General features: G+C 59.3%; 23 protein-coding genes and 1 pseudogene. 14 read left to right on the top strand and 10 right to left on the bottom strand.

Annotated features, from left to right (window positions below; translation table 11 throughout):
• Positions 1-27: 27 nt before the first annotated feature.
• The 5 genes from M2401_RS27565 (at position 28) to trpE (ending at position 5,895) form a co-directional block, all read left to right on the top strand.
• A complete protein-coding gene (locus tag M2401_RS27565; protein ID WP_259108463.1) occupies positions 28-1,176 on the top strand; it encodes an iron-containing alcohol dehydrogenase in 1,149 nt (382 codons plus the stop codon).
• A gap of 79 nt (positions 1,177-1,255) precedes the next feature.
• Positions 1,256-2,683, top strand: coding sequence for a hypothetical protein (locus tag M2401_RS27570; RefSeq protein WP_259108465.1), 1,428 nt, complete (start codon positions 1,256-1,258; stop codon positions 2,681-2,683).
• A gap of 158 nt (positions 2,684-2,841) precedes the next feature.
• Positions 2,842-3,516 carry a ribulose-phosphate 3-epimerase gene (gene rpe / locus M2401_RS27575; protein ID WP_259108466.1) on the top strand — a complete coding sequence of 225 codons (675 nt, stop codon included), beginning with the start codon at positions 2,842-2,844 and terminating at the stop codon, positions 3,514-3,516.
• Entirely contained in the window at positions 3,513-4,343 is an 831-nt protein-coding gene (locus M2401_RS27580) for a phosphoglycolate phosphatase (RefSeq protein WP_259108468.1), read from the top strand. Before rpe ends, M2401_RS27580 begins: the two co-directional genes overlap by 4 nt.
• A gap of 70 nt (positions 4,344-4,413) precedes the next feature.
• A complete protein-coding gene (gene trpE / locus M2401_RS27585) occupies positions 4,414-5,895 on the top strand; it encodes an anthranilate synthase component I (RefSeq protein ID WP_259108469.1) in 1,482 nt (493 codons plus the stop codon).
• Positions 5,896-6,066: 171 nt separating this feature from the next.
• Here the strand turns inward: trpE and estP are convergent, their stop codons facing one another.
• Positions 6,067-8,001 carry an esterase EstP gene (gene estP / locus M2401_RS27590; protein ID WP_259108471.1) on the bottom strand — a complete coding sequence of 645 codons (1,935 nt, stop codon included), beginning with the start codon at positions 7,999-8,001 and terminating at the stop codon, positions 6,067-6,069.
• Between the two features lie 479 nt (positions 8,002-8,480).
• Here estP and M2401_RS27595 point away from each other — a divergent pair, with 479 nt between their 5' ends.
• Genes M2401_RS27595 through M2401_RS27610 form a run of 4 tightly spaced genes read left to right on the top strand, consistent with a single transcriptional unit; the run spans position 8,481 to position 11,678 of the window.
• Entirely contained in the window at positions 8,481-9,080 is a 600-nt protein-coding gene (locus M2401_RS27595; RefSeq protein ID WP_259108473.1) for an aminodeoxychorismate/anthranilate synthase component II, read from the top strand.
• Positions 9,081-9,098: 18 nt separating this feature from the next.
• Positions 9,099-10,148, top strand: coding sequence for an anthranilate phosphoribosyltransferase (gene trpD, locus M2401_RS27600; RefSeq protein WP_259108516.1), 1,050 nt, complete (start codon positions 9,099-9,101; stop codon positions 10,146-10,148).
• Entirely contained in the window at positions 10,145-10,966 is an 822-nt protein-coding gene (gene trpC, locus M2401_RS27605) for an indole-3-glycerol phosphate synthase TrpC (RefSeq protein WP_259108474.1), read from the top strand. The genes trpD and trpC overlap by 4 nt, the downstream gene beginning before the upstream one ends.
• A gap of 16 nt (positions 10,967-10,982) precedes the next feature.
• Positions 10,983-11,678, top strand: a complete 696-nt coding sequence (locus M2401_RS27610) for a lipoyl protein ligase domain-containing protein (RefSeq protein WP_259108476.1) — start codon at positions 10,983-10,985, stop codon at positions 11,676-11,678.
• Between the two features lie 3 nt (positions 11,679-11,681).
• Here M2401_RS27610 and crp read toward each other — a convergent pair whose 3' ends face one another.
• The gene (gene crp / locus M2401_RS27615) at positions 11,682-12,326 is read right to left on the bottom strand and encodes a cAMP-activated global transcriptional regulator CRP (RefSeq protein WP_259108478.1); all 645 of its coding nucleotides are present in this window, start codon (positions 12,324-12,326) and stop codon (positions 11,682-11,684) included.
• 206 nt (positions 12,327-12,532) lie between these two features.
• Here crp and M2401_RS27620 point away from each other — a divergent pair, with 206 nt between their 5' ends.
• Entirely contained in the window at positions 12,533-12,955 is a 423-nt protein-coding gene (locus M2401_RS27620) for an OsmC family protein (RefSeq protein WP_259108479.1), read from the top strand.
• A gap of 252 nt (positions 12,956-13,207) precedes the next feature.
• Complete coding sequence (gene speD / locus M2401_RS27625) at positions 13,208-14,002, top strand: adenosylmethionine decarboxylase (RefSeq protein WP_259108481.1); 795 nt, start codon at positions 13,208-13,210, stop codon at positions 14,000-14,002.
• 82 nt (positions 14,003-14,084) lie between these two features.
• On the opposite strand, the gene coq7 is transcribed toward speD, so the two are convergent.
• The 5 genes from coq7 to hemJ all read right to left on the bottom strand — a co-directional run bounded on the left by coq7 (position 14,085) and on the right by hemJ (position 17,698).
• Positions 14,085-14,732, bottom strand: a complete 648-nt coding sequence (gene coq7, locus M2401_RS27630; RefSeq protein WP_259108483.1) for a 2-polyprenyl-3-methyl-6-methoxy-1,4-benzoquinone monooxygenase — start codon at positions 14,730-14,732, stop codon at positions 14,085-14,087.
• 171 nt (positions 14,733-14,903) lie between these two features.
• Positions 14,904-15,242: a histidine triad nucleotide-binding protein gene (locus M2401_RS27635; protein ID WP_259108485.1), complete on the bottom strand. Its 339-nt coding sequence runs from the start codon at positions 15,240-15,242 to the stop codon at positions 14,904-14,906.
• A gap of 63 nt (positions 15,243-15,305) precedes the next feature.
• Positions 15,306-16,094: an SDR family oxidoreductase gene (locus M2401_RS27640; RefSeq protein WP_259108487.1), complete on the bottom strand. Its 789-nt coding sequence runs from the start codon at positions 16,092-16,094 to the stop codon at positions 15,306-15,308.
• Positions 16,095-16,147: 53 nt separating this feature from the next.
• Positions 16,148-17,080 (bottom strand): DUF805 domain-containing protein, encoded by a 933-nt coding sequence (locus M2401_RS27645; RefSeq protein ID WP_259108489.1) that lies wholly within the window; start codon positions 17,078-17,080, stop codon positions 16,148-16,150.
• 192 nt (positions 17,081-17,272) lie between these two features.
• On the bottom strand, positions 17,273-17,698 hold the full coding sequence (gene hemJ, locus M2401_RS27650) for a protoporphyrinogen oxidase HemJ (RefSeq protein ID WP_259108490.1): 426 nt from the start codon (positions 17,696-17,698) through the stop codon (positions 17,273-17,275).
• A gap of 133 nt (positions 17,699-17,831) precedes the next feature.
• Here hemJ and argC point away from each other — a divergent pair, with 133 nt between their 5' ends.
• Both argC and erpA read left to right on the top strand, forming a co-directional pair.
• Entirely contained in the window at positions 17,832-18,866 is a 1,035-nt protein-coding gene (argC, locus tag M2401_RS27655; RefSeq protein WP_259108492.1) for an N-acetyl-gamma-glutamyl-phosphate reductase, read from the top strand.
• Positions 18,867-19,043: 177 nt separating this feature from the next.
• Positions 19,044-19,394: an iron-sulfur cluster insertion protein ErpA gene (erpA, locus tag M2401_RS27660; protein ID WP_259108494.1), complete on the top strand. Its 351-nt coding sequence runs from the start codon at positions 19,044-19,046 to the stop codon at positions 19,392-19,394.
• A gap of 63 nt (positions 19,395-19,457) precedes the next feature.
• On the opposite strand, the gene M2401_RS27665 is transcribed toward erpA, so the two are convergent.
• Together M2401_RS27665 and M2401_RS27670 are read right to left on the bottom strand one after the other, a co-directional pair.
• Positions 19,458-20,558, bottom strand: coding sequence for an anhydro-N-acetylmuramic acid kinase (locus M2401_RS27665; protein ID WP_259108497.1), 1,101 nt, complete (start codon positions 20,556-20,558; stop codon positions 19,458-19,460).
• Between the two features lie 2 nt (positions 20,559-20,560).
• A complete protein-coding gene (locus M2401_RS27670) occupies positions 20,561-22,015 on the bottom strand; it encodes a peptidoglycan DD-metalloendopeptidase family protein (RefSeq protein WP_259108498.1) in 1,455 nt (484 codons plus the stop codon).
• A gap of 212 nt (positions 22,016-22,227) precedes the next feature.
• Here M2401_RS27670 and tyrS point away from each other — a divergent pair, with 212 nt between their 5' ends.
• Positions 22,228-23,427: a tyrosine--tRNA ligase gene (gene tyrS / locus M2401_RS27675; protein WP_259108500.1), complete on the top strand. Its 1,200-nt coding sequence runs from the start codon at positions 22,228-22,230 to the stop codon at positions 23,425-23,427.
• 290 nt (positions 23,428-23,717) lie between these two features.
• Here tyrS and M2401_RS27680 read toward each other — a convergent pair.
• A pseudogene (locus tag M2401_RS27680) lies at positions 23,718-23,981 on the bottom strand (hypothetical protein); the annotation flags it as partial.

Genomic DNA, 23,981 nt, shown 5'->3' on the forward strand with positions numbered 1-23,981 from the left:
TCATAACAACTAATAAAGGACGAGCCGATGAGCGTTTCCGCTTTCAAGATTGCCAACAAGTTGCTGACCGGCCCCGCCGCCATCGAGCAACTGGCCGCCGAACTGACCCGCTTGAATATCTCCAATCCGTTGATTGTGACCGACGCCATTCTGGTCACTTCCGGCACCGTGGACATTGCCCTGGCGCAACTGGGTGGCCGCCCGTACAAGATTTTCGATCAGGTCAAACCCGAGCCTGAGATCTCCATTGTCGAAGATTGCACCCGCGCCTACCGCGAAGGCGGGCATGACGGCCTGATTGGCGTCGGTGGCGGCAGCGCCATCGACATTGCCAAGGGTGTCGCCGCCTTTGCTTGGCACGACGGGCCCCTGGCCGAGCTGTTCGGTGTCGATCAGGTCAAGCGCAAGGGGCCACCGCTGATTGCCATTCCGACCACGGCCGGTACCGGCTCGGAGGTGACCAATGTGGCGATCTTCTCCGACAAACAGGCGCAGCTGAAAAAGGGCATCGTCAGCGATTACCTGCTGCCCGACGTCGCACTGGTCAGCCCGACCATGACCCTGACTTGTCCGCGCAGTGTGACGGCCGCCAGTGGTGTCGACGCCTTGGTGCACGCCATCGAGTCCTACCTGTCGGTCAATGCTTCGCCCATCACCGACTCCCTGGCCCTGGGCGCGATCAAGCTGATCGCCAAGGCGCTGCCCAAGGCCTACGCCAACCCGGCCAACCTGCAGGCCCGCGAAGACATGGCTACCGCCAGCCTGATGGCCGGCATGGCCTTCGGCAACGCCGGGGTCGGCGCCGTGCATGCCCTGGCTTATCCGTTGGGCGGGCGCTTCAACATTGCCCATGGGGTCAGCAACGCCTTGCTGCTGCCTTACGTCATGGCGTGGAACAAGATGGCTTGCGTCGAGCGCTTCCGTGATATCGCCGAAGCCATGGGGGTGCGGGTTGCCCACCTGAGTGATCAGGAGGCTGCTGAACTGGCGGTCCAGGCCATGACCGATCTCTGCGTCGCTGTGGACATCCCACGGGGCATGCGCAGCTTCAATGTGCCGGAAGACGCGATTCCGGCCATGGCAGAGGAGGCCAGCAAGATCGACCGGCTGATGCGCAATAACCCGCGCAAGCTGACTGCGGCTGATATCGAGAAGATCTACCGCGCCGCTTACTGAGACCCACCACGTCACATCGCCGCCCGACACTCTGGTGTCGGGCGCATTGCCTTATAAAACCAATAAACAGGTACTGTTCATGTCCAAAGATTCCGTGGGTCGCGAGAGCCCGTACATTCCGTTGGGGCCGTTCAAGGTCCGCCTTCCGTTGATCCACTACAAGTTCGAATTGCCGGACTACCTGCAAGGCCTGCTGATGTGCGCCGTGGACCTGGCCGCCATCCCGCTGATGACCGAACTGTTGGGCATGCCCTTCGAAGTGGCCCTGGCCGTGGTCATGCTCAATGGCTTGCTGTACCTGACTCACCATCTGCTTGGCGACCCCACGGTGCCCGGTTGGATCACCCCGGCGGTGCCGCTGCTGATGGCCTACTGCGCCCAGTTCCCCATCGGCCCGGAGCGCGTGCATGCCTTGATTGCCTTCCAGCTGATGCTCGGGGTGTTTTCCATCGCCCTCGGTGCCACGGGGATGGCGAAAAAGGTGGTGGAGTACGTGCCCTCGGCGATCAAGTCAGGGATTATCGTCGGCGCGGGCCTTAGTGCGGTGAGCGCGGTGTTCCAGGTCGGCGGCAAGTTCAACGTGCTGCCGTGGACCATCTCCATCACCGTGGGCATCGCCTTCTACCTGATCTTTTCCCAGCACTTCAACGCACTCAAACAGCGCAATCGCTTCTGGTGGAACTTCGCCAAGCTCGGCATCCTGCCCATCGTTCTATTGGCAGTGGTGGTTGCGCCGCTGTTCGGTGAGGCGCCATGGCCAACCATCCAGTGGGGCATCAGCAAGCCGGACTTCGCCGGGCTGTGGAGCAACTACACGGTGTTCGGTTTGGGCATGCCGCCGCTGTCGATGTTCATTTCGGCGCTGCCGACCATGCTGGCGGTGTACATCATCGTTTTCGGTGACGTGCTCAGCGCCAAGTCGCTGCTCGATGAAGCCGAGCACATCCGCACCGACGAGAACGTCGACTACAACCCGGACCGCGCCCACCTGATCTTCGGCGCGCGCAACGCCTTCATGAGTATCTTCGGCCCGGATGTTGCCATGTGTGGGCCGAAATGGGCGGCCATGCTGGTAGTGGTCATCGAACGCTTCAAGGGCGGCCCCAAGGCGATGAAATCGATCATCGGCGGCGTCGGCTCGTTCCGCTGGGGCACCAATACCGGCCTGCTGTTGTTGCCGGTGGTGACCCTGGTACAGCCCATTCTGGGTGTGGCCCTGGCCTTGACCCTGTTGATTCAGGGTTATGTCAGCGTGCGTCTGGGAATCCTTGAAGCCCGCAGCCAACGCGACCTGGGGATTGCCGGAGTGATCGGCGCGGTACTGGCCATCAAGGGCGCCAGCTGGGCGTTCGCCATTGGCGTGGTGCTGTGCCTGCTGATCTACGGCAAGAATTTCTTCAAGGGCGAGAATGACGGCACCTTTGCCAAGGATCTGCCGGTGCCGGATATCAAGCCGGAACCGGTGAAGCCTGCAGTGCGGACGGTGGCTGAGACCGTCGTTGATTGAGCTAATGCCTTCGCGGATGAATCCGCTCCCACAGATCTGTGTGCTTTCTGTGGGAGCGGATTCATCCGCGAAGAGGGCGCTACATTCGACACAGAAGCCCCGCAGGCTGCCATGAGGTACAATGCGCGCCACCGTGATTCCAGCTTAAAAGGTGCGTCATGCAGCCCTTCCACATTGCTCCGTCGATTCTTTCCGCTGACTTCGCCCGCCTGGGCCAGGAAGTCGATAATGTTCTCGCCGCGGGCGCCGACGTCGTTCACTTCGATGTCATGGACAATCACTACGTGCCTAACCTGACCATCGGTCCGATGGTCTGCTCGGCATTGCGCAAATACGGCATCACGGCGCCCATCGATGTGCATTTGATGGTCAGCCCGGTGGATCGCATCATCGGCGACTTCATCGAAGCCGGTGCGACCTACATTACCTTCCACCCTGAAGCCACCCAGCACATCGACCGCTCGCTGCAGTTGATCAAGGAAGGCGGTTGCAAGGCCGGTCTGGTGTTCAACCCGGCTACGCCCCTGAACCTGCTGGAATACGTCATGGACAAGGTCGACATGATCCTGCTCATGAGCGTCAACCCGGGCTTTGGCGGGCAGAAATTCATTCCCGGCACTCTGAACAAGTTGCGCGAAGCTCGTGCTTTGATCGATGCTTCTGGGCGTGAAATCCGCCTGGAGATCGACGGCGGCGTCAACGTCAACAATATCCGCGAGATCGCTGCTGCCGGTGCCGACACCTTCGTCGCCGGATCGGCCATCTTCAATGCCCCCGATTACAAGGAAGTCATCGACAAAATGCGTAGCGAACTGGCGTCAGCTCGCGCATGAGCGGCTTCGAAACGCTGTTCCCCGGCCGTCTGCCGAAGCTGATCATGTTCGATCTGGACGGCACCCTGGTCGACTCGGTGCCGGACCTGGCCGTGGCGGTGGACAAGATGCTGCTGGCGCTTGGCCGTCCGGTTGCCGGGCTTGAGGCGGTGCGGCACTGGGTTGGCAACGGTGCGCCGATCCTGGTACGCCGCGCCCTGGCCAATGATATCGAGCACAGCGGCGTCGATGACGCCCTGGCCGAGCAGGGCCTGGAGCTGTTCATGGAGGCCTATGCCGAAAAGCATGAATTCACCGTGGTCTATCCCGGCGTGCGCGAGACCCTCAAGTGGCTGCAGAAAATGGGCGTGGAAATGGCCTTGATCACCAACAAGCCGGAGCGCTTCGTCGCGCCGCTGCTGGATGAGATGAAACTGGGGCGCTTCTTCCGCTGGATCATCGGCGGCGACACCATGCCGCAGAAGAAGCCCGACCCGGCGGCACTGTTTTTCGTCATGAAAATGGCCAATATCCCGGCTTCGCAATCGCTGTTCGTCGGCGACTCGCGCAGTGATGTGCTGGCGGCCAAGGCGGCGGGTGTTGCCTGTGTCGGCATGAGCTATGGCTATAACCATGGTCGTCCGATATCCGAGGAGTCCCCGGCGCTAGTCATCGACGATCTGCGCAAGCTGATTCCCGGTAGCTCTGCCGGTTGCTTAGAAGAAGGCGCTGAGATAACGTTGCCTCCTGTTCAAGCCCCCTCCTTTAGAGAATCCATCGTGGTTGTCACTCACAAACTCTGGATGAAAGTCATCAAGGCCCTGGCCCGTTGGCGTTGGCGCGCCTGACTTGTATCTGGCCGGATGACCGGCTCCGTTTGCCTGACTGACTGTTTAACCTCACACCACGAGGCTGTTCATGAACCGCGAAGAATTCCTGCGTCTGGCCGCTGAAGGCTACAACCGCATCCCGTTGGCCCTGGAAACACTGGCCGACTTCGACACCCCTCTGTCCATCTATCTCAAACTCGCCGACGAGCCGAACTCCTATCTGCTGGAGTCGGTGCAAGGCGGCGAGAAGTGGGGCCGTTACTCGATGATCGGCCTGCCGTGCCGCACCGTTTTGCGTGCCCATGAGGACAAGATCAGCGTGACCCACGATGGCGTCGAGATCGAAAGCCTGGAGTCGGACGACCCGCTGGCCTTCGTCGAAACCTTCAAGGCTCGCTATAAGGTGCCGACCATTGCCGGCCTACCGCGCTTCAACGGTGGTCTGGTGGGTTATTTCGGTTATGACTGCGTGCGTTACGTCGAAAAACGCCTGGGTAAGAACCGCAATCCGGATCCGCTGGGCGTGCCGGATATCCTGCTGATGGTGTCCGATGCCGTTGTCGTATTCGACAACCTGGCGGGCAAGATGCACGCCATCGTACTGGTCGATCCTGCCCAACCGGATGCCTACGAAGGCGGCCTGGCTCGTCTCGAAGAGCTGATGGAAAAGCTGCGCCAGCCGATCACCCCGCGTCGCGGCCTGGACCTGAGTCGCCCGCAGGCGGCCGATCCGGTGTTCCGCTCCAGCTTCACTCAGGGTGACTACGAGCGCGCGGTTGACACCATCAAGGAATACATCCTGGCCGGTGACGTCATGCAGGTGGTGCCGTCGCAACGCATGTCCATCGACTTCAAGGCCGCGCCCATCGATCTGTACCGGGCGCTGCGCTGCTTCAACCCGACGCCATACATGTACTTCTTCAACTTTGGCGACTTCCATGTCGTCGGCAGTTCGCCGGAAGTGCTGGTACGAGTTGAAGACAACCTGATCACCGTGCGCCCGATTGCCGGTACGCGCCCGCGCGGCGCTACCGAGGAAGCCGATCACGCGCTGGAAGTCGATCTGCTGTCCGACGACAAGGAAATCGCCGAGCACCTGATGCTCATCGATCTGGGCCGCAACGACACCGGGCGCGTCTCGGAAATCGGTTCGGTCAAGTTGACCGAGAAGATGGTCATCGAGCGTTATTCCAACGTCATGCATATCGTCTCCAACGTCACCGGCCAACTGAAAAGTGGGCTGACGGCGATGGACGCACTGCGGGCGATCTTGCCGGCGGGCACCTTGTCCGGTGCGCCGAAGATCCGCGCGATGGAAATCATCGATGAGCTGGAGCCGGTCAAGCGTGGCGTCTACGGCGGTGCCGTGGGTTACCTGGCGTGGAACGGCAACATGGACACCGCCATTGCCATTCGTACGGCCGTGATCAAGAACGGCGAGTTGCATGTACAGGCCGGTGGCGGCATCGTCGCCGACTCGGTGCCGGTACTGGAATGGGAAGAAACCCTGAACAAACGCCGCGCGATGTTCAAGGCCGTGGCGTTGGCTGAGCAGACGGCTGAGGGGTAATCCGGGGGCTGCGAAATACACACCGTGTAAGGTGTCGGTGAATTCGGTGGGAGCGAATTCATTCGCGAAAAGGCCAGCAAATCGATGCATTTGCATGCGCTGCAATAATGCCTTCGCGAATAAATTCGCTCCCACAACTGCTCCCACAGTTCTCTACCACAAGGCTGAGTGTCAGAAATCCAGACTCACCGCCACATTCACCCCTTGCTGGGTGATGTCATCGTTCTTGCGCCAGTTATACCCGCCACGCAAGGTCACATCCCGACCAAGCTTCTGCGCCACGCCCAGGCTGGCGCGGTTCAGGCTGCGTTGCGGGGTGTAGCCGGTGAGGGTGAAGTCGTTGAACGGCAGACTCTTGAGGGCGATGGTCACGTCTTGTTGATCGTTCTCGAATTCACGCTCATGGGCGATCTCACCGAACACTGAGGTTGCGGGCGACAGCTGGAACTTGCCTTGCAGCCCTGCGCCCGCGCGCCGTGACTTGCGGGTCTGGTCATCGAAGCTCAGGGCTGTCGAGCGCGAACCTTTCTCCGAATAGCCATCGACATCGATATGGGCATAGTCGGCGCTGATGAACGGCGACAGATGCCAAGGGCTGCTGGCGCCGGCGATATCGAAACCGAGACGGCTGCTCAAGGCCCACAGGCTGCCATCGGTATCACCCTTTTCCGCCCCTTCGCTGACGCCCAGGGCGAACTTGCGCTTGGCGTTGGCATAATCAAGCCGCCCGCCGGACGCCGACAGATCGGCCCACCAATGATTGGCCTGGAATTGCAGGAACGCCGTGGCGATATAGCTATTGAGCTTGTAGTCCGAGTCCCGCTCGCCGGCTTCCAGATTCTGCCGATAGGCACCGGCGACCATTCCTGCTCGCCAGTCTTCAGCCAGGCGATAGCTGCCGCCTGCCGTCAGGTTATAGCCATGGCCGTCGGCGCTGGCGGAATTGCTCTGGGCGTCGATATCGAGCTTCTGACTACTGGCTGAAACGATCGGCTGCCACTGACCCACCGCCTGCCAGTTACCCCAATCGGCCAGCCACTGTGCACGCAGTTCGTCTTGCTGTGCGCGCAGGGAGGCATTGGCCATCTCCGGCAGCAGGGTGGTTTCCCACGGTGCGGCGAGGAGGGAGTAAGCGTAGTCAGCGATCAGTTTCTGCCCTGTGACCGTAGGGTGTACGCCGTCGTTGAACAGCAGCTTGCTCGGATCGGGCGTAGTGCTGTTGATGCCGTACTGGCTGTTTTGCACGCAGCTGTTGCCGCTGAAACAAGTGCCGACCAGATTCTGATTGGCTGCCAGACCGAAGCGCGCCGGGTCGGCCAGGGTTTCCTTGAGCAGCAGCGGTATGTTCAGAGGAATGATGTTGGTGTCGATCTGCCCTAGCTGTCTGACCAGTTCCTGATTGAACACGCCGCTGAGCAGGGTCGAAGGCAGTTGCAGTGGTGTTCCGGAGACTGCTGGAGTCTGGCCGATATCCGGCAGCAGCCAGACCATGATGTAACGCGCCCCTGCCTGTTGCAGAACCTGGGCGCTGGCAGCCAGTTGATCGGCGGCGCCCACCGCCTGACCGAGACTGGTCACCTGGCCTTGCAGAAAGTCGTTGCCGCCACCGGTCAGGTAGTACAGGGCATTGGGGTCTGCGCGGAAATTATTGGCAGGCAGATAGCCGGTACGGCTTCTGAGCAAGACTTCAGTGCCGCTGCTGTTATCGCTGACCCGGGACTGCGAGGTGATCGAATCGTAGATCTGGTCCGTGCGATAGCCGCCCACCGCCCAGTTATTGCCGTCCGCCCGGCCCAGTGCGGCGTTGACCGGCGACGTAGACGCGCCCAGGTCGCCAGCGGCCACGCCGAGGTGACTGCCCAGCAGGGTCGAGGAATTGAGGGCGAAGAACTCGCCGCTGCCGTTTTGATAAGTCGGGCCGGTGCGGTTAGTGAAGCGCAGGGTAGCGCCTTGCAGGCCACCGACATCAGGGAACTGCCCGGCATCGGCCAGGCTGTCGCCAAATACGATCATGGTCGAGTAGGGCCAGGATGCGGCGAATACCGAAGAACAGGCCAGGCTCAGTGCACAAGCGGCCAAGGGCAGGGATATCAGGGATTTGGTCATTGAGAACATCCTGTCTCGTTGTTTTTATGCCCTACGAAAAGTAGCCAACAATCGCTCTGCGTCCAGCCGGTATGACGCCTTGCGTCAGCAGCGTCCGGAATTTGGCCGATACCCTGATTTTTTCCGTATCTGATGCGTTACAACAGGCGAAATCTTGCGCACAATTGTCCCTCGCCACGCCCGCCGGGTACGGCGATATTGCGCCATATGGCGGCGTACGCTACTGTGCCGGAACGTATGAACGAGACCTCTCCCGTGTTGAATGTCAGCAAACTCTTGATGCGCGTTATCAAGGCTCACGCCCGTTGGCGTTGGCGCGCCTGACTATCTTCCCTGCCGGCTTTGCCGGACCTGTATCGACATGCCTTCGACCGATTTGCCTGATCCCCGCGCGGGATCGCCCGCCCCAGTGCGTGTTGCTGCGGGCGAATCCTCGGATGGCGCTATAAAGTCAGAAAATTCAAGAGGTTAAGCACAGCATGCTGCTGATGATAGATAACTACGACTCCTTCACTTACAACGTCGTCCAGTATCTGGGCGAGTTGGGTGCCGACGTTAAAGTGATCCGCAACGACGAGCTGACGGTCGCGCAAATCGAAGCCTTGAACCCTGAGCGCATCGTTGTATCGCCCGGCCCGTGCACACCGAACGAAGCCGGCGTCTCGCTGGAAGTGATCAAACACTTCGCTGGCAAACTGCCAATTCTCGGCGTGTGCCTAGGCCATCAGTCCATTGGTCAGGCCTTTGGCGGTGATGTGGTGCGGGCGCGTAAAGTCATGCATGGCAAGACCAGCCCGGTCATTCACGAAGACAAGGGCGTGTTCGAGGGGCTCAATCATCCGCTGACCGTGACCCGCTATCACTCGCTGGTGGTCAAGCTCGATACCTTGCCCGACTGCCTGGAAGTCACCGCCTGGACCGCTCTGGAAGATGGCGCCCAGGACGAGATCATGGGGCTGCGCCACAAAACCCTGAACGTCGAGGGGATCCAGTTCCACCCTGAGTCGATTCTCACCGAGCAGGGCCATGAGCTGTTCGCCAACTTCCTCAAGCAAACCGGCGGCACTCGTCAGGGTTAAGGACTTCTTTTTATGACTATGAATATCAAGGCGGCCCTGGCCCGTGTTGTCACTCAGCTGGATCTGAGCACCGACGAGATGCGTGATGTCATGCGCGAGATCATGACCGGGCAGTGCACGGAGGCGCAGATCGGCGCCTTTATGATGGCCATGCGCATGAAGAGCGAAAGCATCGACGAGATCGTCGGCGCGGTGTCGGTGATGCGTGAGCTGGCAAGCAAGGTCGAACTCAAGACGCTTGATGGTGTAGTGGATATCGTCGGCACCGGTGGCGATGGCGCGAATATCTTTAACGTCTCCACCGCCTCGGCCTTTGTTATCGCTGCGGCCGGTTGCACCGTGGCCAAGCACGGCAACCGTGCGGTGTCCGGCAAGAGCGGCAGTGCTGATTTGCTGGAGGCGGCCGGTGTTTATCTGAACCTGACGCCGGTACAGGTTGCCCGTTGCATCGACAACGTCGGCATTGGTTTCATGTTCGCCCAGTCCCATCATGGCGCGATGAAATACGCTGCCGGCCCTCGTCGCGATCTGGGTCTGCGTACGCTGTTTAACATGCTCGGTCCGCTGACTAACCCCGCTGGCGTGCGCCATCAGGTGGTCGGCGTGTTCAGCCAGGCATTGTGCCGCCCGCTGGCCGAGGTGCTGATGCGCCTGGGCAGCAAGCATGTACTGGTGGTGCATTCCCAGGATGGCCTCGATGAATTCAGCCTGGCGGCGCCGACGTTTGTTGCCGAGCTGAAAAACGGTGAAATAACTGAGTACTGGGTGCAGCCGGAAGATTTGGGTATGAAGAGCCAGAGCCTGTTCGGCCTGGTGGTCGACAGCCCCGCACAGTCCCTTGAGCTGATTCGGGATGCTCTGGGTCGGCGCAAGACCGAAAATGGTCAGAAGGCCGCTGAAATGATCGTCTTGAACGCCGGTGCTGCGCTTTACGCCGCCGATCATGCCACTACGCTTAAAGAAGGCGTGGAATTGGCCCACGATGCGCTGCACACAGGTCTGGCCCGGGAAAAACTGGAAGAGCTGGGTGCCTTTACCGCGGTATTCAAGCAGGAGAATGAAGGATGAGCGTGCCAACGGTTCTGGAAAAGATTCTCTCCCGCAAGGCTGAAGAAGTGGCGGCATGCCGTGCTCGCGTCAGCCTGTCCGAGCTCGAAGCCCTGGTCGCCAAGGCCGATGCTCCGCGTGGCTTTGCCAGGGCGCTGATCGAGCAGGCCAAGCGCAAACAGCCCGCGGTGATCGCCGAGATCAAGAAAGCCTCGCCGAGCAAAGGCGTGATCCGCGAGAATTTTTTGCCGTCAGAGATCGCCAAGAGCTACGAAAAAGGCGGCGCAACCTGCCTGTCGGTACTCACCGACATCGATTTCTTCCAGGGCGCCGACGCCTATCTGCAAGAGGCCCGCGCGGCCTGCTCGCTGCCGGTGATCCGCAAGGACTTCATGATCGACCCATACCAGATCGTTGAAGCCCGCGCCCTGGGTGCTGACTGCATCCTGCTGATCGTCTCGGCGCTGGATGACGTCAAGATGGCCGAGTTGGCGGCGACGGCCAAGGGCGTCGGCCTGGATGTACTGGTCGAAGTGCATGATGGCGATGAGCTGGAGCGTGCGCTGAAAACCCTGGATACACCGCTGGTCGGCATCAATAACCGTAACCTGCACACCTTCGAAGTCAGCCTGGAAACCACCCTGGACCTGTTGCCGCGTATTCCACGCGATCGTCTGGTGATCACCGAAAGCGGCATTCTCAACCGTGCCGATGTCGAGCTGATGGAAATCAACGACGTTTACTCCTTCCTGGTCGGCGAAGCGTTCATGCGTGCCGAGCATCCGGGTGTAGAGTTGGAAAGGCTGTTTTTCCCGGAGAAAGTCGTCAGCCGGGGTTGATGTCAGAGAGGTCCGCATGGCTTTGCAGGTTGTCGATATTTGCGTCGAGAAAGGCCTCAAGGCCGAGCAGGATCTTTTGGCATCGGTGTGTTCGGGCGAGGTCGATTCCGGGTTGCTGATGTGGCGGCCCAATGATCGTGCCCTGGTCATGCCCCGGCGCATGAGCCGGCTGCCAGGCTTCGTCGAAGCCAGTGAAACCTTGGCCGACAGCGGCTGGCCGATTCTGCTGCGTGAAAGCGGCGGTGAACCGGTGCCGCAATCCTCGGCCACGGTCAATGTCGCCCTGGTCTACGCGCAACCGCGCAGCGATGCTGATCGCGATCGTATCGAGTTGGCCTACCGCCGTTTGTGTCAGCCGATTCTGGATGTGTTGACCGGATTGGGCGGTGCGGCGTCACTGGGGGAGGTCGAAGGGGCGTTCTGTGACGGGCGCTTCAACGTCAATCTCGATGGCCGCAAGATGGTCGGCACGGCGCAACGCTGGCGGCAGAGTCAGGGCGGGCTGCGTCCTGTGGTGCTGGTGCACGGCGCGCTGCTGCTGGATGACGAGCGGCGGGAGATGGTTGCGGCGGTCAACCGTTTCAATGAAATCTGCGAACAGGATCAGCGCGTGTTTGCAGACAGCCATATCGCGTTGCATGAAGCCTTCCCTGGCGCGCAGGTGCTGGAACCGCTGGCCGAGGCGTATCGTCAGTTGCTCGACACTCTCTAGGTTTCAGCGTGTGCCGAAGACCACCATGGTCTTGCCTTTGACGTGGACCAGTTTTTGTTCTTCCAGCGCCTTGAGCACGCGACCGACCATTTCCCGTGAACAACCCACGATGCGCCCGATTTCCTGACGGGTGATCTTGATCTGCATGCCGTCGGGGTGGGTCATGGCATCGGGCTGTTTGCATAGATCGAGCAAGGTACGGGCAACACGACCGGTGACATCCAGGAACGCCAGGTCGCCGACCTTGCGCGTTGTGGCACGCAAACGTTCGGCCATCTGGCTGCCCAGAGCGTAGAGAATGTCCGGCTCCTGCTGCGAAAGCTCACGGAATTTGACGTAGCTGATCTCTGCCACTTCGCATTCGGTCTTGGCCCTCACCCAGGCGCTACGACTGCCTTCTTGGCCGGGCTGTTCGAATAACCCCAGCTCGCCGAAGAAATCTCCGCTATTAAGGTAGGCAACGATCATCTCCCGGCCTTCGTCGTCTTCGATCAGGATAGTGACCGACCCCTTGACGATGAAGTACAGCGAATCAGAGCGCTCCCCAGCGCAGATGATGTTGCTTTTAGCGGCGCAGCGACGGCGTTGGGCGTGGGAGAGAAGTTTGTCGAGGTTCTTGATCTTGTGTGTAGCGGTAATCGCAACCATGCCTGCATCCCGAAAAGTACTTCGCCTCAAGGCGTTATTTTAGTTATCGGCCGGACAAACCGTTGCCGCAGCTTATCAGAGGCGCATTTGTATCATTTCCGAAATTTCCTACGTACATGTCATTACACGTATCGTTTAGCGACATTTTCAGTGCGCCAGCGACCCTGTGCTAAGCTGGCGACCCTTTTTTCAGTGGAGTCCTGGCGATGAAGGCACGCATTCAATGGGCTGGTGAAGCCATGTTCCTCGGCGAATCCGGCAGTGGTCATGTAGTGGTCATGGATGGTCCGCCGGAAAGCGGTGGCCGTAACCTGGGCGTGCGGCCGATGGAAATGGTGCTGATCGGCCTGGGCGGCTGCAGCAACTTCGACGTGGTCAGCATCCTGAAGAAAGCCCGTCAGCCGATCGAAAGCTGCGAAGCGTTCCTGGAAGCCGAGCGCGCTACGGAAGATCCCAAGGTCTTCACCGCCATTCACCTGCATTTCGTGGTCAAGGGCCGAGGCCTCAAAGAAACCCAGGTCAAGCGTGCCATCGAACTGTCGGCGGAGAAATACTGCTCGGCATCGATCATGCTGGGCAATGCCGGGGTCAAAATCACCCACGACTACGAAATCATCGAGCTGGGTTGAGCGGTATCCGCTGATCAGCGACACCCAACTATCATAAAAGAGGTGCAGACTCTGGCAGACCGCTGCTGACGTCTGCATAATGCGCCCCTTTTTCAGGGCACAGGCCGCAGGTCTTCAGCGGCTGTGCCCGACAGACAACCAAAATCGCCAACGCGAAGAGGTGTTAACCGTCCTACGCAAATGAGCCTGGCTCATCTGACGGGCATGCTTGATCACGCGGCCGGGCCGCACATTTATAGAGAGTTTTTAACGGTGAAAAGCAAACTCAAGCTCCACGGGTTCAATAACCTGACAAAGACCTTGAGCTTCAACATCTATGACATCTGCTATGCGGAAACCCCGCAAGACCAGCAGGCCTACGTCGAGTACATCAACAGTGTGTACGACGCCGAACGCCTGACGCGGATTCTCACTGATGTGGTCGATATCATTGGCGCCAACATCCTCAACATCGCTCGCCAGGATTACGACCCGCAGGGCGCCAGCGTGACGATCCTGATCTCCGAGCAGCCGGTGACGCCTACCGACAGCCAGATCGAAGAGTCGCCAGGCCCGTTGCCGGAAACCATTCTTGCGCACCTGGACAAGAGCCACATCACGGTCCACACCTATCCGGAAATCCATCCGGTCGATGGCATCGCGACGTTTCGCGTGGACATCGATGTGTCGACCTGCGGCGTGATTTCACCGCTCAAGGCGCTGAACTATCTGATTCACAAGTTCGAGTCGGATATCGTCACCGTCGATTATCGTGTACGCGGCTTTACCCGCGACGTTGAAGGCAAGAAGCACTTCATCGACCACGAGATCAACTCGATCCAGAACTACCTCTCCACTGACACCCGCGACGGTTACCAGATGACCGACGTGAACGTGTATCAGGAGAACCTGTTCCACACCAAGATGCTGCTGAAGAACTTCGAACTGGATAACTACCTGTTTGGCGACGCCACCAGCAACCTCTCGCCAGAACAGCGCGAGCAGGTCACCGAGCGTGTGAAACACGAAATGCTGGAAATCTTCTACGGCCGCAACATGCCGGTCTGATTGATTCCGCTAACAAGAAAGGCGCCGGTTGAGGCGCCTTTTTTTGTTGGTGTTGATCCAGGAGGTTATCCGGGATCACGGATCAGATGCGATACGTACTCTTGGTCATGACCTTGGCCAGCAGACTCATGCCGAATTTCACCGGTGCCGGGAAGCGATAACCGCCGGCTTCCAGTGCGCTTTCAGAGTGATGTTCTTCGTCGATGCGCATCTGCTCGAGAATCGCCCGGGATTTTTCGTCTTCAGGCGGCAGTTGTTCCAAGTGATCGTTCAGGTGTTTGCAGACCTGATCTTCGGTCGCCGCAACGAAGCCGAGGCTGACCTTGTCGCTGATCAATCCTGCAACGGCGCCAATGCCGAAGGACAAGCCGTAGAACAGCGGATTGAGCACGCTGGTGTGGCTGCCCAACTGGTGAATGCGCTGTTCACACCAGACCAAGTGATCGATTTCTTCTTCCGCCGCATGCTCCATGGCCGCGCGGACCCTGGGCAGCTTGGCAGTCAGGGCCTGGCCTTGATACAGGGCCTGGGCACAGACTTCGCCGGTATGGTTGATGCGCATCAGCCCGGCGACATGCTTGGTGTCCACCTCATCCATCTTGGCTTCAGGCTGGACAATGGCCGGGGAAGGGCGATGAGGATGTGCGCTCAGCGGCAGCAACGTGCGCATCGCGGCATCGGCTTGCAACAGAATACGGTCAAGGGGGGAGTAGTGACGTTCGGTAGCCATGGGCACCTCCGGATAAATCCACGGTGGGCAGTTTACCTCAATTAGGCCGGGCGGGCTTGAGCTGGGTCAGCTTGGGTGTGGCAGTCGGCTTGCTGGCGATGGGGTGGGACCCCTATTACGAGCGCTTCGTACTCGATCGCCAGCAAGCCGGCTCCTACAGGAGGGTGTTGATCAGCCCGGAGGCCAAGTCATCTGGCGCTTCCCAAGTACATGCATATGAATGTGATAAACGGTCTGCCCGCCCATCTCATTGCAGTTCATGACTACGCGGAAGCCTTCCTCACAACCCAGCTCCAGGGCCAGACGCTGCGCGGTGAACAGGATATGACCGGCCAGGCCCTTGTCCTCTTCCGTGAGGTCGTTGAGGGTGCGGATCGGCTTTTTCGGGATGACCAGAAAATGCACGGGCGCCTGGGGGGCAATGTCGTGAAAGGCCAGCACCTGATCATCTTCATAGATGATCTTCGCCGGAATCTCCCGGTTGATGATCTTGGTGAACAAAGTATCCACAGCCATGGGCTCCTTGTGGGTGGATGTCGGGTGTGCCGAGTGTAGCGCTCGGCCGGGCATGCGTCAGTGTGCGAGGTAGGACTTATTGATCGCGCCGGTAATCCGTCGGGTCAGCCAGCGTGGGGCGAATCGCGGTGCCAGGGTCATCAGGCGGTTGCGCCAGCCGGGAATGATCACTGCGCGATTCTTCGCCAGGGCGCGAACGGTATAGAGCGCGACTTCTTCGGCGCTCATCATTTTGGTTTTGGCGTTCAGCTTGTCGGTGTCCATGGCGGCGGTCCGGTAGAACTCGGTACGGGTCGGGCCGGGGCAGAGCACCGAGACTTTCACGCCGGTCTTGCGCACTTCCTCGCGCAAGCCTTCAGAGAAGTGCAGGATATAAGCCTTGCTGGCGTAATAAGCGCTCATCCATGGCCCCGGCGCAAAGCCAGCGACGGACGCCACGTTGAGGATTTGCCCGCCACCCTGCACCGCCATCAGGTTGCCAACGGTATGACACAGGCGGGTCAAGGCGAGGATATTCAGGTCGATCAGGTCCTGCTCCACGCCCCAGTCCTGGGCCAGGAACGGTCCGCTGCTGCCGATGCCGGCGCAGTTGACTAGCAGATCGATGGGGTGCTCGCCGTCTTCCAGTTCCAGCAGAAAGCCGGACAGGCGCAGCGGCTCGCCCAGGTCGCAGGCGCGGAACAGCACTTCCACGCCGAAGCGCTGGGTCATTTCAATGGCGATGGTTTCCAGCAGATCGCGTTGCCGGGCAACCAGTAGCAGGTTATGCCCGCGTCGTGCCAGGGCCTCGGCCATGGCCAGGCCGATGCCGCTGGAAGCGCCAGTGATCAGGGCGTAGCGGGTCATGCATTTCTCCATTGATGAGGTCCGGCGATGAGACCTGTGCCAGAGCGCTTACGTCACTTTTTGTCGCTGTTTTCATCGCCCTTGAAGAAGGTGGCCGGGGCGGCGGAGTCCTTGACGTTACCATTGCTGTCCTCATCGTCGTCACTGGGCAGGTTTTGCTCATACTCGGTCGCGCTGCTGTCGAGTTCCTGCTGGAACGCTGTCAGGCCACCGGCTACGCCTGCGGCAATGACCACTACCAGGAACACCACCCACATCCAGGCCAGTACCTTGACCGCCTGGCTGTTGGGTGGCGGCGGCGGGCCATATTGGTTGGCTGTAGCATTGCCTGGCATCACCACCAGAAGAATCGGGAAAACACTGCCGACGAACGGTACCAGGTTCAATAGCAACAACCAGCCCGACCAGCCAAGGTCGTGAGCCCGTTGCACGCCGATCTGAATGCTGACGCAAATGAAAGCCGCAGCAACCACGGCACCGAGCAAACCACCGAGAATAAGATTGACGCTGGCCAGCAGGGCACAGCAAAGGGCGGCCACTATTGCAACCACGGTCAGGACCAGCGTCCAGGCCAGATAACGCACCCGGCCGATGCGCCCGTGGACGCTCATGACCTTGAGTTCTGCGTATTCCAGCACGGCGCTGCCTACTGGCGCGCGGGGTGGGGCGTAGGGCGACGCCGTCGCAGTCGGCTCGATCGGGCGGGCACTTGCGCTTGGCGCCTCGACTTCTTCCAGGCTCAGGCTGATGGCCGGGTCCGCCTCGATGCGGGCTTCGACACCGGCGTCATTCAGAGCCTTGAGATAGTGCTGGGCGTCAGCCTGGGTCAAGCCGCGCTTGAGCGCCATTGGATTGCCACTGAACAGCTTTTCGACGGCGGCGGTCTCGCTCTTGAACAACTGGGCCAGATTCAGCTTGGCCGTCTCCAGGCCGACGCCGGGGCGTACCTGTCCTTCGAACACGATCTTGTAATGGGTGTCGGCCATAGAGGCTTCCTTGTCTGGTGATAACGTCGACTGCACAGGCTTTGGCAGCAAGTCGTTCTTTGTACCGTGCTGCATGCCTTCAGGCCAGCAGGCGCGCGCAAAACCATGGGCGCGCGCACGTTATTCGGGGCAGCAAGGCCGACAGCCTCTCTTTGGGGATGGGGAATGCCAGGAGTTCCCCTGCGCAAACAGTTAGAACGGTTTGACGATCACCAAAATAACCACGGCCAGCAGAATCACCACGGGAATTTCATTGAACCAGCGATAGAACACATGGCTGCGACCGTTTTCGCCGCGGGCGAAGCGTTTGACCTGGGCGCCGCAGACGTGGTGATAGCCGATCAGCAGGAACACCAGGGTCAGCTTGGCATGCAACCAGCCCTGCTTCAGAAAGCCCGGTGCGAGTATGAGCATCCAGATACCAAAAATCAGCGTGGCGATCATCGCCGGGCCCATGATGGCGCGGTACAGCTTGCGCTCCATTACGACGAAGCGTTCACGGCTGACAGCGTCTTCACTCATGGAGTGGTAGACGAACAGGCGCGGCAGGTAAAACAGACCGGCAAACCAACAGACCATCGAGACGATGTGCAGCGCTTTGACCCACAAATAGAGCATTTCTAGTTTTCCCACAGGTTCACGGAGGCCAAATAGTAGAGGCTTGAGCGGCCGGACGCACGTTGCAGGTTGTCGCAAGGGGCTCAGGCTCATATCATCGACGCCTTTCCAGTAGGTTCGTTGAGGGCAGGTCATGGTCAAGGTCGGTATCGTCGGCGGCACGGGTTACACCGGGGTTGAGCTGCTGCGTCTGTTGGCACAGCATCCGCAAGCTGAGGTGGTGGTCATCACTTCGCGCTCTGAGGCAGGTCTGGCCGTGGCCGACATGTATCCGAACCTGCGAGGCCACTACGAAGGCCTGGCGTTCAGCGTGCCGGACGTCAAGACTCTCGGCGCCTGTGACGTCGTCTTCTTCGCCACGCCCCACGGCGTAGCGCACGCCCTGGCAGGGGAGTTGATCGAAGCGGGCACCAAGGTCATCGACCTGTCCGCCGACTTCCGCCTGCAGGACCCTGTTGAATGGGCCAAGTGGTACAACCAGCCCCACGGTGCGCCGGAGTTGCTGAAAGAAGCGGTCTATGGCCTGCCGGAAGTCAATCGTGAGCAGATCAAGCAAGCGCGTCTGATCGCGGTGCCAGGCTGCTATCCGACGGCAACTCAGTTGGGCTTCCTGCCCCTGATCGAAGCGGGCCTGGCCGATACTTCGCGCCTGATCGCTGACTGCAAGTCCGGCATCAGCGGCGCTGGCCGCGGTGCCAGCGTTGGTTCGCTGTATTCCGAGACCAGCGAAAGCTTCAAGGCCTATGCCGTAAAGGGCCATCGCCATCTGCCAGAAATCAGCCAGGGCCTGCGTCGCGCAGCCGGTGGCGATGTCGGCCTGACCTTTGTGCCTCATCTGGTGCCGATGATCCGTGGCATTCACGCCACGCTTTACGCCACTGTCGTCGACACCTCGGTAGACCTGCAGGCGTTGTTCGAAAAACGTTATGCCAACGAGCCGTTCGTCGATGTGATGCCGGCCGGCAGCCATCCGGAAACCCGTAGCGTGCGTGGTGCCAACGTCTGCCGCATTGCCGTGCATCGTCCGCAGGGCGGCGATCTGGTGGTGGTGCTGTCGGTGATCGACAACCTGGTCAAGGGCGCGTCGGGTCAGGCGGTGCAGAACATGAATATCCTGTTCGGCCTGGACGAGAAGCTCGGCCTTGGTCATGCGGGGATGTTGCCCTAGAAGCAGATATAAGCTGCCAGCTTCAAGCGGCAAGCTGCGAGAGTGAAATGCGAGTCACTTGCAGCTTGGAGCTTAAAGCTTGCCGCTGCTCCTCTAATAGTTGACCAATTTTCTAGGAGAAGCGGATAATGCCCGTCATTACGCATTATGACGGCCTGGTGCCGGGAGACAGTTAACATGAGCGTCGAATCCTTCACTCCTATCGCTTTGCAATTCACCGAGGGTGCAGCGCACAAGGTGAAGAGCCTGGTCGATGAAGAGGGCAATGATCGTCTGAAGCTGCGCGTCTTCGTGACCGGTGGCGGTTGCTCGGGCTTTCAGTACGGCTTCACTTTCGATGAAGACATCGCTGATGACGACACCATCGTCGAGCGCGAAGGCGTGAGCCTGGTAGTCGACCCGATGAGCTTCCAGTACCTGGCTGGTGCCGAGGTGGATTATCAGGAAGGTCTGGAAGGTTCGCGTTTTGTGATCAAGAACCCTAACGCTACCACTACCTGCGGTTGCGGCTCGTCGTTCTCGATCTGATCCTGCTATTGCTGCAAACAAAAACGCCGCGTATCGAACGCGGCGTTTTGCTTTCTGCGCGAATCAGGCCCCGGCGGGGTAAATTCCGCCCAGAACGCGCAGGCCTTTGGCGCCTGTTACAGTAGGACGGTTGGCGGGCACGCCTTCCAGGCAGCAATGGGCCAGCCAGGCAAAGGCCATGGCTTCGACCCAGTCCGGATCGACACCGAAGGCTGCCGTGCTGCTGACTTTCGTCTGTGGCAACAACGCTGCCAGACGATCCATCAGCGCCTTATTATGCGCACCACCGCCGCAGACCAGCAGCTCTTTGGTATGCGTCTGCGCCGATTGCAGGGACTCGGTGATGCTCAACGCGCTCAGTTCCAGCAGGGTTGCCTGAACATCTTCCGCTGCCAGGGTCGGCAGTTGGAAAAGGTGATGATGCAGCCAGCCGAGGTTGAACACCTCACGGCCAGTACTCTTCGGCCCCTTGGTCTGGAAGAACTGATCGCTGAGCAATGCCTTGAGCAGCGCCGGATCCGCCTTGCCGCTGGCGCCCCAGGCGCCGTCACGGTCGTAGCTTTCGCCACGTTGCGCCTGAATCCAGGCGTCCAGCAAAACGTTGCCGGGGCCGCAGTCAAAACCGGAGACCGGTTTATCGATCTCGATCAGGCTCAGGTTACTGAAGCCACCGATGTTGAGTACCGCGCGATGGTCTTTGTTGTCGTCGAACAGCGCTTCGTGGAAGGCCGGCACCAACGGTGCGCCCTGGCCGCCAGCGGCGATGTCGCGGCGCCGGAAATCGCTGACCACGGTAATGCCGGTCAGCTCGGCGAGCAGCGCCGGGTTGCCGATCTGTACGGTAAAGCCGCGGGCTGGCTCATGGCGGATGGTTTGGCCATGGCTGCCGATGGCGCGGATCTCTGCGGCCAGAATGCCTTGCTTTTCCAGCAGGGCATTCACGCCCTGGGCGGCAAAGTGTACCCACTTCTGCTCGGCGATACCGGCCCGGGCAATTTCGTCCACACCGCTGGAGCACAGCCCCAGCAACTCGGCGCGCAGGTCGTCAGGCATGGGGATGTAGTGGGTGGCCAGCAAGCGTGGCCGCTCATCCTGCTCCAGTAACACGATATCGAAGCCGTCGAGGCTGGTTCCGGACATCACACCGATATAGAGATTGGCCATTCTTATCGTTTGCTCGAGGCCAGCATGGTGGCCTTTTCCTGGTCCATGCGCGCCATCAGTGGTTGGCTTTGTTGCATGAACCGCTGTTTTTCGGACTTGGCGATTGGATCCGCCATTGGCAATTTCTGACCCAGAGGGTCGACGTGCACACCATTGACCTGGAACTCATAGTGTAAGTGCGGGCCAGTCGACAGGCCGGTTGTTCCAATATAGCCGATGACCTGGCCTTGTCTGACATTGCTGCCAGTCTGAATGCCTTTGGCGAAGCCCTGCATATGACCGTACAGCGTGCGATAGGTCTCACCGTGCTGGATGATCACGGTATTACCGTAGCCGCCACGGCGGCCAGCCAACAAGACTTTGCCGTCCCCGGTGGCCTTGATCGGCGTGCCGCGAGGTGCTGCGTAGTCGACGCCTTTATGGGCACGGATCTTGTTCAGGATCGGGTGTTTGCGGCCCATCGAGAACAGAGAACTGATGCGGGCATAGTCAACCGGTGTACGGATGAACGCCTTGCGCATGCTGTTGCCATCGGCAGTGTAGTAATTGGTCGCGCCCTGCTTGTTGGTATAGCGAACTGCGGTGTAGGACTTGCCGCGGTTGGTAAAACGGGCGGAAAGAATGTTGCCGGTGCCGACGGTCTTGCCGTTGACGACCTTCTGCTCGTAGATCACGTCGAATTCGTCACCCTTGTGGATGTCTTGGGCGAAGTCGATGTCGTAGCCGAAAATCTTCGCCATATCCATGGTCATGCTATGGGACAGGCCGGCCTTCTGCGCCGAGAATGACAGTGAGTTGCTGATCACACCGTGGACATAGGCAGTGCGTACGTTGGGCTTGCTGATTTCCTGATTAAAGGCATAACCCTTGGCGGTCTTGGTCAGGCTGATGCTTTCAAGTTCGCTGAGCTTGCTGTGCAGCTGTTTTAGCTGACCATCAGGGGATAGTTCGAATTGCAGGATCTGGCCATTCTTGAGCTGGGAGAACTGTTTGGCCTGTTTGTCGCTGGCCAGTACCTCGTGCACGATCGCGGCAGGCAAACCGACTTTGGCGAACAGGGTGGACAGGGTATCGCCCTTGCTGACGACAACTTCACGGTGGTTGGCGTCCTTGACCGGCGCAGTGGCGGGCTCGGCCTTGGCGATCTTGGCGTCTTTGCTTTCCGGCTCGACGGTAGCGGTGTCTTCCGGCTCGTCGGCGCTGTTATCGATCTGCGCAAAGGGAGAAGGTGTTGCTTCTTGTGTGGCTTCTACAGCGTCAGGAGCGTCTTGTTCCTGTGTCAGTTGTTCGGAGGGGCTAGGCGCCTCCATATCAAGGCTCAAATGAGTTTTCTTGGCTTCCACTTCGCTGGACGGGAAGACCAGAAGCGCCAGGCTCAGCAAGGCGGCGATTCCGCTTGCAGCGAGCAGATGGCTCTTCGGATAAAGCGGGGGCGCTTTAGTCGATGTGTCTGTCATAGGTGATTTGACTTTGAAAAAGATGAATTGGAAAAGATGAATGACATGATGAAGATGAAATAACTGTATAAAATATAACCAAATCCTGCCTGAGGCAACCCTAAGCGCGTATCCCGTCCGGATTCGCCGATGAGTGCTGGGCAGAACTTTGTAATCGGGCCCTGATCTTGTATGGTTGGAGCCCTTTGAAACGAGCCATTTACGGGGCTGATATGAAGTCGGTTGAAGAACAGCTGGCGCTGATCAAGCGCGGTGCGGATGAACTCCTGGTCGAGGCCGAGCTGGTCACGAAGCTCAAGCGTGGCCAACCACTGCGCATCAAGGCCGGGTTCGACCCGACTGCTCCCGACCTGCACCTGGGTCATACCGTCCTTATTAATAAGCTGCGTCAGTTCCAGGAGCTGGGTCATCACGTCATTTTCCTGATCGGCGACTTCACCGGTATGATCGGTGATCCGAGCGGCAAGAGCGCCACGCGCCCGCCGCTGACTCGCGAGCAGGTCCTGGATTACGCTGAAACGTACAAGTCCCAGGTCTTCAAGATTCTTGATCCGGCCAAGACCGAAGTCGCCTTCAACTCCACCTGGATGGATTTGATGACTCCGGCTGACTTCATTCGCCTGTCTTCGCAGTACACCGTTGCGCGGATGCTCGAGCGCGATGACTTCGACAAACGCTACAAAGCCAACCAGCCGATCGCCATCCATGAGTTCATGTACCCGCTGGTTCAGGGTTATGACTCTGTCGCGCTGCGTGCGGATGTTGAGCTGGGCGGCACCGATCAAAAATTCAACCTCCTGATGGGGCGTGAATTGCAGCGCTCTTATGGGCAGGAGGCACAATGCATCCTCACCATGCCGTTGCTCGAAGGCCTGGACGGGGTGAAGAAGATGTCCAAGTCCCTGGGTAACTACGTCGGTATCCAGGAAGCGCCGGGCATTATGTATAGCAAGCTGGTTTCCATCCCGGATGCGCTGATGTGGCGTTACTTCGAGCTGCTGAGCTTCCGCGGCATGGATGAGATCAACGCATTCAAGGCTGACTGCGAAGCTGGCGCCAACCCGCGTGATATCAAGATCAAGCTGGCCGAAGAGATCGTGGCGCGTTTCCATGGTGAAGAGGCTGCGGCGAACGCTCACCGTTCTGCGGGTAACCGTATGAAGGAAGGCGAGCTGCCGGACGATCTGCCGGAGATCAGCATCTCTGCCTCCGAAGACATGCCGATCGCTGCTGTCCTTAATAAGGCAGGGTTGGTCAAGAACTCGGCGGTCGCTCGCGATCTGCTCGGCTCCGGTGGCGTACGCATAGATGGTGAGGTGGTTGACCGCGGCTTCGTCTTCAAGATCGGCGCGACTCATGTATGTCAGGCGGGCAAGAAGGCTTTTGGGCGGATTACTCTGAAGGCGGAGTAGTGTTCAGCGGCAAGCTACAAGCTACAAGCTACAAGCTACAAGCTACAAGCTGCAAGCTACAAGCTGCAAGCTGCAAGCTGCAAGCTGCAAGCTTCAAGTTAAAAGCAGGATGCGGGTTTTCAGCCCTTCTTGCAGCTTGTAGCTAGAAGCTCGTAACTTTTCTGAAATAACCTCTTGACGCGTGTCTGGATCTGTCTATAATTCGCCCCACTTCCGGCGCAGACGAAACGGAAAACTTCTTGAGAATCAAGCAGTTAACCGAAGTAAGTAGCGAGGAGGGGTTTCGGTTTTCAAGGTGAATTCGGAAGCGGTGAAAAAGGTGGTTGACAGCAGATTGTAACGCTGTAGAATTCGCCTCCCGCTAACGTGAGACGCCAAGTTGAACGAAGCGCAAGTGGTTGAAGTTGCAGAGGAAACTTTGAAAACTTCTTAAAATAACCGCTTGACAGATACAGAGGACGCTGTAGAATGCGCGCCTCGGTTGAGACGAAAGAATCAACCCACCGCTCTTTAACAACTGAATCAAGCAATTCGTGTGGGTGCTTGCGCTGTAA

The sequence above is a fragment of the Pseudomonas sp. JUb42 genome, assembly GCF_024807945.1.
Classification (GTDB): domain Bacteria; phylum Pseudomonadota; class Gammaproteobacteria; order Pseudomonadales; family Pseudomonadaceae; genus Aquipseudomonas.